General features: G+C 33.0%; 15 protein-coding genes and 2 riboswitches. Of the genes, 14 read left to right on the top strand and 1 reads right to left on the bottom strand.

The features are described 5' to 3' along the window. Nucleotides 1–46: 46 nt before the first annotated feature. Nucleotides 47–220: riboswitch (cobalamin riboswitch) on the top strand. 127 nt (nt 221–347) lie between these two features. The 14 genes from ABID96_RS12180 (at nt 348) to ABID96_RS12115 (ending at nt 14,508) form a co-directional block, all read left to right on the top strand. Beyond that, nucleotides 348–1,307 carry an ABC transporter substrate-binding protein gene (locus ABID96_RS12180; protein ID WP_192602276.1) on the top strand — a complete coding sequence of 320 codons (960 nt, stop codon included), beginning with the start codon at nt 348–350 and terminating at the stop codon, nt 1,305–1,307. Next, the gene (locus ABID96_RS12175) at nt 1,273–2,307 is read left to right on the top strand and encodes a FecCD family ABC transporter permease (protein ID WP_192602275.1); all 1,035 of its coding nucleotides are present in this window, start codon (nt 1,273–1,275) and stop codon (nt 2,305–2,307) included. The genes ABID96_RS12180 and ABID96_RS12175 overlap by 35 nt, the downstream gene beginning before the upstream one ends. A 9-nt stretch (nt 2,308–2,316) precedes the next feature. Continuing rightward, nucleotides 2,317–3,102, top strand: a complete 786-nt coding sequence (locus tag ABID96_RS12170) for an ABC transporter ATP-binding protein (protein WP_192602274.1) — start codon at nt 2,317–2,319, stop codon at nt 3,100–3,102. A 120-nt stretch (nt 3,103–3,222) separates the two neighbouring features. Next, nucleotides 3,223–3,792: a cob(I)yrinic acid a,c-diamide adenosyltransferase gene (locus ABID96_RS12165; protein WP_192602273.1), complete on the top strand. Its 570-nt coding sequence runs from the start codon at nt 3,223–3,225 to the stop codon at nt 3,790–3,792. A 373-nt stretch (nt 3,793–4,165) separates the two neighbouring features. Then, nucleotides 4,166–4,312, top strand: coding sequence for a hypothetical protein (locus tag ABID96_RS12160; RefSeq protein WP_192602272.1), 147 nt, complete (start codon nt 4,166–4,168; stop codon nt 4,310–4,312). Nucleotides 4,313–4,703: 391 nt separating this feature from the next. Then, on the top strand, nt 4,704–5,960 hold the full coding sequence (locus ABID96_RS12155; RefSeq protein WP_192602271.1) for an S-layer homology domain-containing protein: 1,257 nt from the start codon (nt 4,704–4,706) through the stop codon (nt 5,958–5,960). A 33-nt stretch (nt 5,961–5,993) separates the two neighbouring features. Continuing rightward, nucleotides 5,994–7,631 (top strand): ABC transporter substrate-binding protein, encoded by a 1,638-nt coding sequence (locus ABID96_RS12150; protein ID WP_192602270.1) that lies wholly within the window; start codon nt 5,994–5,996, stop codon nt 7,629–7,631. A gap of 97 nt (nt 7,632–7,728) precedes the next feature. Then, on the top strand, nt 7,729–8,700 hold the full coding sequence (locus tag ABID96_RS12145) for an ABC transporter permease (protein ID WP_192602269.1): 972 nt from the start codon (nt 7,729–7,731) through the stop codon (nt 8,698–8,700). 16 nt (nt 8,701–8,716) lie between these two features. Continuing rightward, nucleotides 8,717–9,631: an oligopeptide ABC transporter permease gene (gene opp4C, locus ABID96_RS12140; RefSeq protein WP_192602268.1), complete on the top strand. Its 915-nt coding sequence runs from the start codon at nt 8,717–8,719 to the stop codon at nt 9,629–9,631. 12 nt (nt 9,632–9,643) lie between these two features. Beyond that, nucleotides 9,644–10,642 (top strand): ABC transporter ATP-binding protein, encoded by a 999-nt coding sequence (locus ABID96_RS12135; protein ID WP_192602267.1) that lies wholly within the window; start codon nt 9,644–9,646, stop codon nt 10,640–10,642. Between the two features lie 95 nt (nt 10,643–10,737). Next, nucleotides 10,738–11,676, top strand: coding sequence for an ABC transporter ATP-binding protein (locus tag ABID96_RS12130; RefSeq protein WP_192603135.1), 939 nt, complete (start codon nt 10,738–10,740; stop codon nt 11,674–11,676). Nucleotides 11,677–11,750: 74 nt separating this feature from the next. Next, nucleotides 11,751–12,461: a response regulator transcription factor gene (locus tag ABID96_RS12125; protein ID WP_087999380.1), complete on the top strand. Its 711-nt coding sequence runs from the start codon at nt 11,751–11,753 to the stop codon at nt 12,459–12,461. Nucleotides 12,462–12,583: 122 nt separating this feature from the next. Further along, on the top strand, nt 12,584–13,489 hold the full coding sequence (locus tag ABID96_RS12120; protein ID WP_192602266.1) for a phosphotransferase: 906 nt from the start codon (nt 12,584–12,586) through the stop codon (nt 13,487–13,489). Nucleotides 13,490–13,568: 79 nt separating this feature from the next. Next, nucleotides 13,569–13,704: riboswitch (FMN riboswitch) on the top strand. 231 nt (nt 13,705–13,935) lie between these two features. After that, on the top strand, nt 13,936–14,508 hold the full coding sequence (locus ABID96_RS12115; RefSeq protein WP_192602265.1) for an ECF transporter S component: 573 nt from the start codon (nt 13,936–13,938) through the stop codon (nt 14,506–14,508). A gap of 542 nt (nt 14,509–15,050) precedes the next feature. Here ABID96_RS12115 and ABID96_RS12110 read toward each other — a convergent pair. Then, a complete protein-coding gene (locus ABID96_RS12110; RefSeq protein WP_087999383.1) occupies nt 15,051–15,299 on the bottom strand; it encodes a ferredoxin in 249 nt (82 codons plus the stop codon). Between the last annotated feature and the right edge of the window lie 290 nt (nt 15,300–15,589).

Raw genomic sequence — 15,589 nt, 5'->3', positions numbered from 1 at the left:
ATAAAATAATTGAATTCTCACTTATTATACTTTACGATTAATATAATGAAATATTGATGAATTTAGTGCGATAATCGCATAATAGGGAATCTGGTAAAGTCCAGAACTGTCCCCGCAACTGTAATGTGGACGAAACGAACAAACCACTGTTCCATTGGAATGGGAAGGTCGGAGTAGGTTGAAGCAAAGTCAGTAGACCTGCTAAATTCATCCGTTTTCAATTCTTCGGGGAGTGAGAATTTGAAGCAGCAGTTGCAAGTTTTACTTGTATTATTATGTTGTTTCGACCCCCGTTCAATAATATGAATGGGGTTTTTTTTGCTTTCCAACATACTAGGGGGAGAAATATGAAGAAAATCGTATCAAGTTTGTTTGTCGTATTATTATGTTTAGGTTTATTTGGGTGCAACAGTGAAACAGCACAAAAAGAAACAAATGTACCAAAAACTGAAGTTGCACAATTTCCTTTAACAGTTAAAGATTCTACTGATAAAGAAATTGAGATTAAAGAAGAGCCTAAAAAGATTATCTCATTAATACCAAGTAATACAGAAATCTTGTTCTCAATTGGAAAAGGAAAAAACGTGATTGGTGTAACTGACTTTGATAACTATCCTAAGGAAGTGAAAGGGATCGACAAGGTTGGTGGAAATAATGCTGATATGACTTATAACATTGAGAAAATCATTTCACTTCAACCAGATTTAGTATTAGCTCATGAATCTAGCCTAGGTATATCCGCAGATGGTTTAGAACAATTAAAACAAGCTGGGATTACAGTGTTTGTTGTGAAAAATGCTGAATCAATAAATGACGTATATGATACAATTAAAGAAATTGGTCAGATCACTGGAAAACTTGATGAATCAAAAAAAGTTGTAAGTGATATGAAAGAAAAGTTAGAGAAAATCAGCGATAAAACTGCTAATATTGGCACGAATCCATTAGTTTGGTTAGAAATTTCAGGACCTCCTGAAATATACACGGCAGGAAATGGAACGTTTCTTAATGAAATGATTTCAATTATTCATGCGAAAAACGTTGCAGAAAAAGAAAAAGGCTGGGTAATGTATAGTGAAGAGTCTGCAATTAAGGCTAACCCAGATGTTATATTAACTACATATGGTGATTATGTTCCTGATTTAGAGAAAGTTGTTTTAGAAAGAAAAAATTGGACATCTGTAAATGCAATTAAAAATAAACGAGTTTTTGATATTAATGCAGATACAACATCAAGACCTGGTCCAAGACTTGTTGAAGGAGTAGAAGAAATTGCTAAGGCGGTTTATCCAGAGGTTTTTAAATAAGAATATATTTTTACTTCCATCATTTGTTTTATTGTTATTATTTATTTTAGGGGTTTCGATAGGATCAACATCGATCCCCTTTTATTCTATTATTAAAAGCTTTTCAGATGCGTTTTTTAAAACGAATTTCGTCCCTGATGATATTCAAACGATTGTCATGAATATAAGAGTTCCTCGCGTATTATTAGCAGGTTTAGTGGGAGCGTGTCTCTCATTAGCAGGAGTTGCCTTTCAAGGCATATTAAAGAATCCATTAGCTGATCCTTTTACACTAGGTGTTTCCTCAGGGGCATCTGTAGGGGCAGTTTTTGTCTTGTATTTTCAGATTAGCTTACCAATCGTAACTTATTTTACATTACCTGTAGTCAGTATTCTTTTTGGTTTTTTTACACTATTACTATTGATTGTTTTTGTAAGAAAATTAGATCGATCATTGAATGTTGAAACACTTATTTTAGGTGGTATCATTATTAGCTCATTTTGTTCGGCCTTATTATCATTATTTATTACATTTTCAGATAATGAATTGCGCTCTGTAATCGGCTGGTTAATGGGGAATATCGGAGGAAGAGGTATACAGTATTCAATCACACTATTACCTTTTTTAATTTTATCCTTTCTCATTTTATTTAGCCAAAATAGACAGCTAGATGCAATGACATTTGGTAGTACAAATGCAATACATTTAGGGATTAATGTTACAAAAGTTACTTATTTAATATTATTTACAGGTAGTATTTTATCAGGTGCAGCTGTAGCAGTATCGGGTACAATTGGTTTTGTGGGATTAGTCGTTCCGCATTATACAAGAGCAATCGTAGGATCGTTACATAGAAAGCTACTTCCATTATCAATGATAAACGGAGCAATCTTTTTAATAGGCTCTGACATTATTTCTAGGGTCATATTAGCTCCAAGAGAACTACCAATAGGTGTTATTACATCTTTAATTGGTGCACCTATCTTTGCAATTATTTTACTTCAACTCAAAAAGAAATAGAGGGAAACTATGATCAATTGTAATCAAATCTCATATTCATATAATGGGATTCAAAAAGACGTAAAGGATCTTTCTTATTCCATCAATGAAGGTGAATGGTTAGGTATAATTGGACCAAACGGTAGTGGAAAGTCTACATTTTTACATATTCTGTGCGGACTCTTGAAACCGTTAACAGGGGATGTGATGATTGACGGAGAATATATAACAAAGATGACTAATAAAGAAATCGCCAAAAAAATCGCCGTCTTATCACAACAAAATTCTTATACTTTTTCATATGAAGTAAACGAAACTGTTAAACTTGGAAGAATCGCACATTCAGCCTCGCTATTTCCTACTTGGACTGATCAAGATGATAAGGCAGTTAGTAATGCGTTATTAATGACAAGTACAAATAATATGAAGCAAAAATTTATTAGTGAAATTAGCGGTGGTGAGCGACAAAGAGTATTTTTAGCACAAGCTTTTGCGCAAGAAACGCCATACATATTTTTAGATGAACCAAGCAATCATTTGGACCTAATGCACACTATTAAAATATTAGATTTATTAAAAGAATTACAAGTAAATGAAGAAAAAACAGTGGTAACGGTTTTTCACGATTTAAATTTGGCGAGTTTATATTGTGATAGAATATTAGCGCTAAAAGATGGTACATCATTTTGTGAAGGCAAAACGGAAGATGTTTTAACTGAAGAAATACTTGAAGAGCTTTACGGGACTTCTTTTCAAATTATGAATAATCCTAATACGAATAAAAAAGTGATTGTTTATAAAAGTAATTATGCTTAAATATCTATTCTCTTTTATAAATGATAAAAAATTTTATTTTAATAGATTTAAAAAGTTTATGAAGTAGATCCAGATTCAATTTCTATGAAAGAACAAAATTTAAGTCAAGGAGGAAGTTTCATGAAGATTTATACTAAAACTGGTGATAAAGGTCAAACAAGCTTAGTTGGTAAACGAGTAGATAAAGATCATTTAAGAGTGGAATCTTATGGCACGATTGATGAGGTTAATACAATCGTTGGATATGCTATGACTTATTTAGACTCAGAAGATACTAAAGACTTGTATGAAAGCTTACAAAAAATACAACACGAATTATTCGATTGTGGTGGAGATTTAGCGGTTGTGAAAGAAGGTATTCCATTTAAAACAACAGAAAAAATGGTTGAAGATCTTGAAAAACTGATAGATGAATATATGGATGCAACACCACCCCTTGAAAAATTTATCTTACCAGGTGGTTCAAAAGCGGCTGCAATTATTCATCAAGCTAGAGCGGTTACAAGACGTGCTGAACGAAACGTCGTATCATTGATGAAACAAGAAACAATCCATGTGCCAGTTTTTCTATATTTGAATCGCCTATCAGATTATTTTTTTGCACTAGCTAGAGTAATTAACACTCGATTGAACATTAAAGATATAGAATATGAAAGAGGCGCAATCGTATTTAGGACAAATAAAAAATAAAGTTAGAATAAATAGTTGTTAATTAGAATGGTTTGAAGGGTTCTCTAATTAATAACTATTTTTTTTGTACTAAAATTTATTTTCTGACATAGAATGGTTGAGTATGAAATAAATTTGAAGGACTACATATGAAAAGACTACTGAATAAAGTGATTCTATTTATATGTTCCAAAATATTTATAAGTTGCAGTTAATCATGGACTAGGCAAATGATCGGTCAATGACTATTAATATAAATGCAACTTGCCAAAGTACTATTGAATGTAAAAAGTGTAAAAAGCTCATGTAAAAGGCACATTCAATTGTTCTTGTTCTTATGCTAGTCGGGGCTGAACGAGGCGCTTCCACTTTTCTATTTAGGAGGATTTATTTTATGTTTGATTTGATGAGAAGATGTTTGTTAGTTGTTGTATTTGTGTTAACGATTGGTCTTTTGTTTATTGGTGGTAATAAGGAAAAATTTGAAGAGTTTGTGGCGGGTAAAAGTATAAAAGAGATTAAAACAGCTTTAAATAATTAGTTTAATATAATAATTTATTGAATATTTTTACTGAAAACTTCTTAAATTTTAATATTGAATATTATGAAATATGAAAGAAATTACTGATTTTTGTAATTTTTTTCATATTTTTTTTATGACTTTTAACCTATTTGTCACAAAAAATTTATAAAAATTAGTAGAAAATTATGAAAAAAACGACTATTTTTATAATATTTTGAATTTTGTTAAAAATATGTTAGATTTTTGTCAGTTTCATATTAGTATTTTTGTGTTATAAATTTGTTAGAAATATTTATATTTTCTGATATTTCTTTCTATTCTGCTTGAGGGGGTATGTAAACTACTAATATACAAATTATTTTAGTTCTAATATGATCGGTATCGTTAAGAGAATGGGGAGGTATTTAGAATGAAGGATTTACGCAAACTGGTTGTTTCAGGCGTGGTAGCTTCTACACTTTTATTAGGTAGTGTGTCTACATATGCAGCATCGTTTGATGATGTTTCAGGTTTAGATAGTGAAATGTCAATTACGAAATTAGTTTCTTTAGGTTATTTAGTTAACAAAGGTTCTGATTTTAATCCAGAAAAAGGTTTTACAAGAGGAGAATTTGCTGACTTAGCAGCTAAATTAGTATATCTTGGTAAAGCTCCTTCTAAATCAGTAAAAGTTAAAGATACAAAAAATGCAAATGCTGCAAAGTTAGTAAGTAAAGGTTACTTTAAATTAACAAAAAAAGGTGAATTCTTACCTAAGAAGGGCTTAACTTACGCTGAATTATCAAAAGTACTTGCAAGTGGTCTTGGATTCAAAACTAGCTGGTCAAACCGTCCTGTTGATTTCTTATTCTTCTTAGAACGTAAAGGGGTACTATCTATTGATACAAATCTTAATGCTGTTGTAACGAAAGAAGCTGCTGCTGTTGCAGTAGACAAGTTCTTACAAGCTAAAGATGTTTATAGAGATTTAAATGGTGTAGTTGTAGGTTCAACTCCAACATCGATTACTGTAAAAAGTGATAGTGGAGTAAAAACTTACAAGCTTTCATCTAATGCTTCATTATTCATTGATGATCAAGCTACTGATACAGATGCATTAGGACTTGGAACAGCAGTGGAAGTGATTTTTGATAAAGCAGGCAAAGTTGCTTTCGTAAGTGGTGCTGGTCTTTATTCTTATGAAGGTGATCTTGGTTATTCAAACGGTAAAATTACTGTTGGGACAACAGCATTAGAAGTTGATCTTAACTTTGTTGTAAGTAACTTACCGAGTAATCCAGACAAAGATTTCACTTTCCGTGAATTTACTGGCTATGCAGCTGCTGGTGTAAGTTATTTTGGTTCAGTTTATACAAACTATACGAATGACCAAGTAACTGCATTAAACGCTTCGATTGCAAAACTGACAGATACTGGCTTAACAGTAACTGCAACTGGTGACTATGTATTTGATTTCTCTGAAGTCGCACTTGAAAACTTAACATTAACTGCAGATGAAGCAGTCGTTGTAAATGTGACGAAGGATGGTAAAACAGGCGTTTCATCAACTTCAGATCTAGTTAAACTAATTGCAGATGGTTATAAATTAACTGCTTCTGTTGAAGTTTCTCCAGAAGGAAAGATTACCGTTGCAAATGTAAAAGCAGAAAAACCTGCAGCAAATTAACTAATTTAATCGAATAAGAGGAGGAAAATAGGTATGAAAAACGTTAAAAGTAAATTCGTATCAACAGCTCTTGCTGCAACAGTAGTATTAGCTGGTTTACCGGGATTACATTCAGACGCAGCATCTGTACGTAAAGGTTTCGATTCTAAAAAAGTTGGTGGGAAAGTTGTTATTTCAACTTTCGCTGATGCAGTAAGCTTAACGCCACTTAATTCGTCTGACTCTGCTTCAATTGATATTACAAGTATGGTATATGATGGATTACTTACATTAAATAAAAGTGGTGCAGTAGCTCCAGCACTAGCAACTAGCTGGAAAAAAAGCGGCTTAACATATACTTTCACAATTCGTAAAGGTGTAAAGTGGCATGATGGCAAGCCATTCACTGCAAAAGATGTAAAGTTCTCTTATGATATGTTCATGAATCCAAAAGCTGAGAACCATTACGCTTCATTATTTGATGCAGTAAAATCTACAAAACTAATCAATGATTATTCATTCCAAATTACGTTAAAAGAAAAGGATGTTTTATTCCTTGAAAATACAGTGGCAGCAGCACCAATTATGCCAAAACACCAATTCCCTAAAGGTGTAGATGATTATAACAAAAATAATAAAATCCATCGTAATCCAATCGGTACAGGCCCATTCAAATTTAAAGAGTGGAAATCAAATGAGCGTATCGTAGTAACTGCTAATAAAAACTATTTTGAAGGTCGTCCATATTTAAACGAAGTTATTACAAAAGTATTACCTGATGCGAACGTAGAAGCACTTAACTTAATCAAAGGTGATGTAGACTACGTAGAGTCTCTTACACCAAAATTATTAGCACAAGTTAAAAAGGATAAAGATACAACAACTAAGTCTTATGACCAAGGACGTTTTGACTTTATCGGATTTAACGAAGCGGTTAAACCATGGAATAACGAAAAATTCCGTGAAGCATTAGCTTATGGTTTAGATCGTAAGTCAATTGTTTCTAAAATTCAATTAGGACGTGCTTACCAAGGTAGTGGTCCAATGCATCCAAAAATTCCACAAAATAATGACAGTGTAAAACCACTTCCTTATGATGTGAAAAAAGCTGCTGCATTGTTAAAAGAAATTGGTTATGAAAAACGTGGAAACACATTATACGATAAAGATGGTAAAGCAGTAAAAATCGAGTTTGCTTATAACAATGGAAATAAAACTCGTGAAGCAGTAGCTTTACTAGCTCAACAAAACTGGGCTAAATTAGGAATTAAAGTAACACCACGTGCTTACGAATGGTCTATTTTCTTAGATAAATATGCTGCTGGGGAATTAGATTGCTTCGCATTAGGATGGAGTGGTTATGACGCTAACGTTGACCACTATCAATTCTTCCATTCTTCAGGTATTCCAACAAAAGCAAATCCTGGCTTATCAAACCGTAACCGTGTTGACGATAAGACAATTGATAGATTATTAGAGCAATATAAACAAGAAGAAAACCGTGAAAAACGTATTAAAATTTACCAAGAATTACACAAATACATGTCTGATCATGAAATCTTAATCTGGACTTACCATCCAAAATTAACGATGGGTTATGATGAAGACTTAGGTGGAATTGAGCCATCAATCTCTAACGATAAGTTCAGCTTAATCGATTGGTACTGGAAAGACGCTAAAAAACGTAAGTAATAGAAATTAAAGTTCAAATTGAGATGGCCGTTTGCGTCTACTTGTCGCTTGCGGCTATCTTTCTAGTAAACTACTTTGTTATTTTAGGGGGGTAAACATGTTTCAATATATTGTAAAAAGAACGCTTCAATCAGTGCCTTTGTTGTTTATCATTACAGTAATTTCTTTTGCCCTTATGACATTAGCTCCAGGAGATCCTACAGCAATGTATGAAAATCCAGAGGCCTCAGATGCTGGTTCGAATGTTCAAAAAGAATTGATTGAAGAGAAACTAGGTCTAGATCAACCTATTTATGTTCAATATTATAAATGGTTAAAATTGTTTGTCACTGATGGTGACCTTGGCTATTCTTTTGAAGATGGTCAGCCTGTAACAAAGAAAATAGTTGATAAAATTCCTGCAACATTAACCTTAATGAGTACAGCAATTGTACTTTCAATTTTAATTGCTATTCCGATCGGTGTTTATTCGGCAGTAAAACAATATTCGAAGCTAGATTATTTCTTTACGTCTTATGCTTTCTTAGGAATCGCCATACCGCAATTTTTCATAGCAATTCTTGTTATTTTATTTTTCTCTATTAAACTAGGATGGTTCCCGGTTTCTGGTATGAGAGAAGTGTATGAACATTTTGATATTAAAGACCGTTTACATCACTTAGCACTGCCAGCGATTACACTAGCTTTTGGTCTCATTGCAACAAAATCGAGATTTATGCGTTCTAGTATGCTAGAGGTTATAAAGCAAGACTATGTTCGAACTGCGAGAGCGAAAGGATTATCTGAGAGAAAAGTAATTTTTAAACATGCTCTACGTAATGCATTAATTCCAATTATTACGATTATCGCATTACAGTTACCGAACTTGTTTGGAGGAGCACTGTTTATTGAACAATTATTTGCATGGCCTGGTATGGGAAGATTATCGATTAATGCCATCTTTATTCGTGATTATCAAGTAATCATGGGTACTACTTTAATTGCAGCTGTATTAGTCGTAATAGCTAATTTAATCGCAGACATTCTATATGCAATCATTGATCCAAGAATTACTTTTGGTAAGAAATAGAGAGGAGTAGCAGACGATGAGTATACCAAATCCAGCGATAGATCCAACGTTGAATAATCAGAATATTGAAAAAGAAATGAAAATTGAAAGTAGAGCAGCTGTCATCTGGAAACGATACAAGAAAAATAGATTGGCAGTAATAGGATTAATCATTTTTGTATTAATAGTATTAATGGCAATATTTGCTCCATTTTTATCTCCACATAAACCTGAAGTATTTGATATTTTAGATTCAAGTTTAAAACCTAGTAAAAAATATCCTTTTGGTACAGATGCAATGGGTGGGGATGTTATGTCTCGCTCATTCTATGGGGCTAGAATCTCATTATCGGTAGCGATTTTGGCGATGATTTGTACTGTTTCAATAGGTGTTATTTATGGAGCGATAGCTGGATTTTTTGGTGGGTTTGTAGATAATACAATGATGCGTATTATCGATGCGATCCAGTCGATTCCAACTTTCTTCTTATTATTAATTGTTGCTTCATTAGTAGTTCCATCATTATGGTCGACTGTATTTGTTTTAAGTATAGTAGGTTGGACTAGTATGGCAAGGATTGTTCGTGGAGAAATTTTATCGTTAAAAAGACGAGATTATATTGAAGCAGCCAGAGCAACTGGTGAAAAAAGTACTAGTATTATCTTTTATCATATTCTTCCAAATGCAGTTGCACCGATTATTGTCATTGCAACTTTAGATATTGCTGCAAATATTTTAGCTGAAGCATCACTTAGCTTTTTAGGGTTAGGAATTCAACAGCCAAAACCTAGTTGGGGCAATATGTTAACTTCGGCGCAAGATTTAACATCAATCGTTGATCAAACTTGGACGATTATTCCACCAGCATTCTTTATCATTGTAACTGTTTTATGTGTGAATTTTATTGGTGATGGATTACGTGACGCTCTTGATCCACGCATGAAGCAATAGGAGGATTACGTGATGACAACTACTTTTAAAACTGAAACAATCGTATCTGTAGAGAATTTAAAAACATATTTTTATACTGAAGATGGTGTCGTACCAGCAATTGATGGAGTAAGCTTTGAAATTAGGAAGGGCGAAACACTAGCAATCGTTGGAGAATCTGGAAGTGGAAAAAGTGTTACTTCATTATCAATTATGGGATTAATACCAAGTCCTCCAGGTAGAATTGAAGCTGGTGACATTCATTTTCATAATGAAAGCCTTTTAGATAAAACTGAAAAAGAAATGCGACAAATTCGTGGGAATCAAATTTCGATGATTTTCCAAGAGCCAATGACTTCACTTAATCCAGTTTATAAAATTGGCGATCAAATTATGGAATCTATCATTCTTCATCAAAAACTAACAAAAAATGAAGCGAAAAAAGAAGTAATTCGTTTATTGAATTTAGTTGGGATTCCCGAACCAGAAAGAAGACTTAATCAATATCCACATGAATTAAGTGGTGGGATGAGACAGCGTGTAATGATTGCCATTGCACTTGCATGTAATCCGGAAGTTTTAATTGCCGATGAACCTACTACTGCTTTAGATGTAACAATTCAAAATCAAATATTAGCACTGATGAAAAAATTAAAAAAAGAAACAAATATGTCGATTATGTTAATAACGCATGATTTAGGTGTAGTTGCTGAAATGGCAGACCGAGTTGTTGTTATGTATTCAGGACAAGTAGTTGAACAAGGTGATATTTTTACAATATTTGAAAATCCAAAACATCCATATACAGAAGGTCTACTACGTTCTATGCCAAGTGTAGAAAAACGAAGTGGGAAACTTTATGCAATCGATGGAGTTGTTCCAAATCCATTAAATCTACCTAAAGGATGTCGATTTGCACCTCGTTGTGAATACGCAACGGCTTTATGTCATGAGGAAATGCCTGAAATTCAATCAATTAGCGATGATGAAGTTGTACGTTGCTGGAAATACACTGATCGTTGGGAGGCGTAAAAATGGTGAATAGTTTTTTAGAAAAAACTGATAAAATCGAAGTAACTAACTTGAAAACTGATCAAGATATTCTTTTAAAAGTAAATGACATCAAAATGCACTTCCCGATTAAAGGTGGATTGTTTGGTAAAGTACAGGCTCATGTAAAAGCGGTTGACGGCGTATCATTTGATATTTATAAAGGTGAAACATTCGGCCTTGTGGGTGAAAGTGGTTGTGGAAAATCAACTACTGGAAGAATCTTATTAAGATTATTAGAAGCTACTAGTGGTTCAGTTGAATTTGATGGGATTGATTTATTTTCTCTAAATTCTCAGGAACTGAGAGAAAAACGCCGAGATATGCAATTAATTTTCCAAGATCCATTTTCGTCATTAAACCCAAGATTAAGTGTTGGTGAAACAATTGCACGAGTATTAAAAATCCACGGAATGAATGATTCAGTAGCTCGTGAAAAAAGGGTAAAAGAGTTATTAGAATTAGTAGGTCTGAGTTCATTCCACATGAGAAGATATCCTCATGAATTTAGTGGTGGGCAAAGACAACGTATAGGGATTGCAAGGGCACTAGCTTTAAATCCAAAATTAATTGTTTTAGATGAGCCGGTTTCAGCACTAGATGTTTCAATCCAATCACAGGTTGTAAACTTATTAGAAGAGCTACAAGAGGAATTTGGACTAACATATTTATTCGTCTCACACGGACTAAATATTGTTCGTCATATTAGTAATCGAGTTGGCGTTATGTATTTAGGGAAGATGGTAGAGTTAGCAGATTCTGATTCACTTTTTGAAAATCCAAAACACCCATATACGAAAGCGCTAATATCAGCAAATCCTATTCCAAATCCAAGATTGCGTGATAAAGAAAAGATTATTCTTGAGGGAGACGTACCTAGTCCAATTAATCCACCTAGTGGCTGCCGTTTCCATACAAGATGTCCTTACGTACAACCAAAATGTAAAGAAGTAGAACCAATCTTTACAAAATCAGGAGAAGGTCAGTACGTAGCTTGTCATTATCCGTTGAATTAAGTTAAAATTAAATTAAAAATTGCGCAAGAATGTTCGTGCTAGATGAGCATTCGAATTTGACGGAGGAGTTCGAAGTGGAAAAAAGAATGTTAGTTGTTCATGAGAACCATGAATTAAGCATCGAAATTATGAATTACTTCCAAGAGATGTTTACTATTCAATCTTATCCAAATGGATTACAGGGTTTAGTAAAGGCGATTGATTGGAAACCTAATATTATCATTCTTAGTGCTTCATTACAAAATGTAGATAGTGTTGAACTTTGTAGACAACTACGAGAAAGTTTGAACACGATATTAATTATTTGTTCATCGGATTTAACTGATCATCAAAAGATAAATTATTATTCCTCTGGCGCAGATGATATTGTTGATTTTCCGTTGAATTTAGACATACTGAAATGCAAATTACAAGTTCACTTAAAGCATCATATTGTGAATGAATTTAAAGAAGCTGATACAATTCGTTTCGGTAACTTGGTCATGAATAAACTTACATACAAAATTCATTATGAGGAACGCGAGCTTAGTTTTACGCGTAAAGAATTTTCAATATTATGGCTTCTTGTTAGTAGACAGGATATTGTTGTAACCCGTTCTGAATTAGTAAAAATAGTATGGAGTTACGAACATGTTGACGATGATCGAATGGTTGATACTCATTTAAATCGATTAAGAAAAAAATTAAAGCAATATGAAATGAATTTAAGTATAAAAACTGTTTGGGGAATTGGTTATAAACTCCAACTCGAAAACTTTAAACCACATTTACAATTTTCAAATTAATGGTCTGTTTATAGGAACTTTTCATAGAATCATTCACTTAGTATTATTAGAGTAAGTGATATGATATGAAAAGTTCTATTTTTATGTTAAGAGAGCAAATACTAAAATAGGAGGTGACAATTTTGGCAAATGTATGGGATCCAACAAATGTAATTCAAAGTGATGTTGTCAAACAAATACTAAATGAACAATTTCCAAACTTAGCAATCAAAAGTATTGAACAGATTGGCGAAGGCTTTGATAATACAGTATATATCCTTAACGACGAAATCCTTTTAAGGTTTCCAAGAAGAGAGATTGCAGTAGCCATATTAGAGGTTGAAAAACAGCTGCTACCTTTCATAAAAGATTATATTAGTTTTCAAACGACCATCCCGTTCATATTCGGGCAACCTTCTGAAAAATATCCTTGGCCATTTTTAGGATATAATGTCATAAAAGGCAAACCACCGATGCGATTAAACAGGCAAGAACGAATTAACATGATCGAGCCATTAGCAAAAATCCTTAAACAAATACATTCAATTCCACTTTCTACATTTTCTCATTTAAAATTACCTCATGATGAGTTAAAAAGGTTAGATATTAAATATAGAAAACCTCAATTTTTAAAATATGTAGAAGATGCAATCAAACAAAAATTACTTCCAAATGAAATGATGATCAATCAATATATAGCCAATTTACAAGAAATTATTCCAAAAAATCCTTTGGTTTTAGTGCATGGTGATTTGCATTTCAAAAATATGATTGTGAATGATGACAATGCTTTAGAAGGTATAATTGATTGGGGAGATGCTCATATTGGTCAACGTGAACTAGATTTATCAATTGTATTTAGTATCATTCCAAGTGATAAAAGAGACAGTTTTTATGAGATTTACGGAAATATTTCAAGTGAGTCAAAGCTGCTAGCGCAATTTAAATCGATCTATACAACAGTCATCTTAATATTGTTTGCAAACGAAAATCATGATGAGGAAATGGTAAGTTTTTGTCAGGATAACTTAATTAATGCATTAACTTAAATATGCAAAATAGGGAAAAACTTTTTTTATTTACAAACTGTATTTAATTTAGTAACATTAAGTTGTAATTTAATATTCGATCTATCTTCGGGGCGGGGTGAAATTCCCCACCGGCGGTGATTAAGCTTAGCTTATAAGCCCGCGAGCCTGTAATTTGGGCAGGATCTAGTGCGATTCTAGAGCCGACAGTATAGTCTGGATGGGAGAAGATGGAGGTTCGCAAGTTCAAAAAATTTACCTTTTTGAACGCTTATTTGGCGTACTGAAATTTCTCCCCTATCATTTATGTATAGGGGATTTTGTATTTCTAAGTGATTTTTGCCGACATTTAGCTTTTATTGATTCTTATTTTTTAACAATTAAATAAATTCGCATAATCACACTTGTCTAAGTAAGCGAACCTTTCATTTTTCTTGGTATGATCGGGAAAAAGGAGAGAGGTAATTATGCAACAACGTAACAACAAAGTTTTAAAAATGGTAGTGGTGGCAATGCTGAGCAGTATTTCATATTTATTGATGTTGTTAGATTTTCCACTTCCAACATTTCCAGTATGGCTACAAATTGATTTTAGTGAGGTACCAGCATTAATTGGTGCAATTATTTTTGGACCAGTTGCAGGGGTTTTAGTAGAATTAATCAAAAACATCCTTCATTATATTATTGTGGGAAGCATGACTGGCGTACCGATTGGGGAGTTTGCAAACTTCAGTGCGGGGGTATTATATATTTTACCTGCGTCATATTTCTTTAGAAAGTATCGTTCAATTAAAGGTTTAACTTTAGGATTAGTCATTGGAACAGTTGTGATGACAGGGATCTTAAGTGTTTTAAATTATTTTGTTTTATTACCTGCTTATGCTTATTTTATGAATTTTAGTTTACCGAATGAGGTAATTGTTACTGCGATTATGCCGTTTAATGCATTAAAAGGGTTACTAATTATGATTCTTACATTAGTACTATTCCCTAAATTAATCGTGTGGTTAAATCAAAGAGTCAATGCTCATAACGTATAAATAGATGAAAGTACCTACATAATTTGTAGGTACTTTTTTTATGTTCTGTAAAAAGAAGCGTGTTGAATTACACTCCAGGATGCTCACTTTCCATGGGGAGGGCGCTGAGCCTCTTGGCACAGGATGTGGGTTATGTATGCGTTACGACAGGACGTCGTGGTTTTAGCATGCCTTCCTATCGCGTCTGTTGGGTCTCAGCCTTCCCGCATTTCCCATAGGAGTCGCGAGCACCTTCCGTTCCAATCAACTTGTTAAAATGAAAATAGAATCAGATCAAAGGGCATGGATGCAACTTATTATAATTAAAAACGAACTTTCCATAAGTGCATATATTCAACTTCTTAAAATAAAAACAGAATCTTTTTTAGTCAAGCTGACTCGCAACTCTTACAAGTGCTAAGCAAGGCTCGATTAATAATATCTACTTTAACCATATATACAAATAACAATCTTTTAATACAGGTATTTATAAATCAACATTAAACAGTAAGTATTTTTAAGAGAAAATAAAAAAACGACGATTTACATCGTCGTTGTTTTTACTATTCGAATTTTAAAGCATCGCCATCGAATGATTCGTCAGCTACTTTAATTGAGTCTGTTGGACATCCTTCAAATGCGTCCATCATGTCATCTAATAACACGTCTGGAATTTCAACAATACCTTGGTTATCATCTAAAGTAACGTATGCAATCCCCTCATCATCATAGTCATAGATATCTGGTGCAGCAGCGCCACATGCGCCACAAGCGATACAAGTGTCTTTATCAACGATTGTATATTTTGCCATTGTGTTGACCTCCCAAATTATTCCCTGTTTTAATTACAGATACTATTTTTGTAATGTACCTGTAAATATTTTAAAACGGTTTCCGAAACTTTTCAATATAATTGTAACAGGTTTTGCAAAAATAGAGAAATGAAGATTAAAAAGATAAAATAATTAAGTATTTTTATCATATTAAAATGGTTCGGATATTGATACATATGATAAGCTAGAAGAAATTAAAACTATCATTACAAATAGTCTTGAATATTTTATACTAAAATTTTGTCACGCATAAAAATATTCAAATATAT

It is taken from the genome of Gottfriedia sp. OAE603 (assembly GCF_040543965.1).
Taxonomy (GTDB): Bacteria; Bacillota; Bacilli; order Bacillales; family Bacillaceae_G; genus Gottfriedia; species Gottfriedia solisilvae.
Note: the sequence above shows the minus strand (reverse complement) of the source record. Positions and strands in the feature narration are given on the sequence as shown.

Coding starts and splice junctions, on each gene's coding strand:
- ABID96_RS12180 (WP_192602276.1), top strand. CDS start 348: ATGAAGAAAATCGTATCAAGTTTGTTTGTCGTATTATTATGTTTAGGT.
- ABID96_RS12170 (WP_192602274.1), top strand. CDS start 2,317: ATGATCAATTGTAATCAAATCTCATATTCATATAATGGGATTCAAAAA.
- ABID96_RS12165 (WP_192602273.1), top strand. CDS start 3,223: ATGAAGATTTATACTAAAACTGGTGATAAAGGTCAAACAAGCTTAGTT.
- ABID96_RS12160 (WP_192602272.1), top strand. CDS start 4,166: ATGTTTGATTTGATGAGAAGATGTTTGTTAGTTGTTGTATTTGTGTTA.
- ABID96_RS12155 (WP_192602271.1), top strand. CDS start 4,704: ATGAAGGATTTACGCAAACTGGTTGTTTCAGGCGTGGTAGCTTCTACA.
- ABID96_RS12150 (WP_192602270.1), top strand. CDS start 5,994: ATGAAAAACGTTAAAAGTAAATTCGTATCAACAGCTCTTGCTGCAACA.
- ABID96_RS12145 (WP_192602269.1), top strand. CDS start 7,729: ATGTTTCAATATATTGTAAAAAGAACGCTTCAATCAGTGCCTTTGTTG.
- opp4C (WP_192602268.1), top strand. CDS start 8,717: ATGAGTATACCAAATCCAGCGATAGATCCAACGTTGAATAATCAGAAT.
- ABID96_RS12135 (WP_192602267.1), top strand. CDS start 9,644: ATGACAACTACTTTTAAAACTGAAACAATCGTATCTGTAGAGAATTTA.
- ABID96_RS12130 (WP_192603135.1), top strand. CDS start 10,738: ATGCACTTCCCGATTAAAGGTGGATTGTTTGGTAAAGTACAGGCTCAT.
- ABID96_RS12115 (WP_192602265.1), top strand. CDS start 13,936: ATGCAACAACGTAACAACAAAGTTTTAAAAATGGTAGTGGTGGCAATG.
- ABID96_RS12110 (WP_087999383.1), bottom strand. CDS start 15,299: ATGGCAAAATATACAATCGTTGATAAAGACACTTGTATCGCTTGTGGC.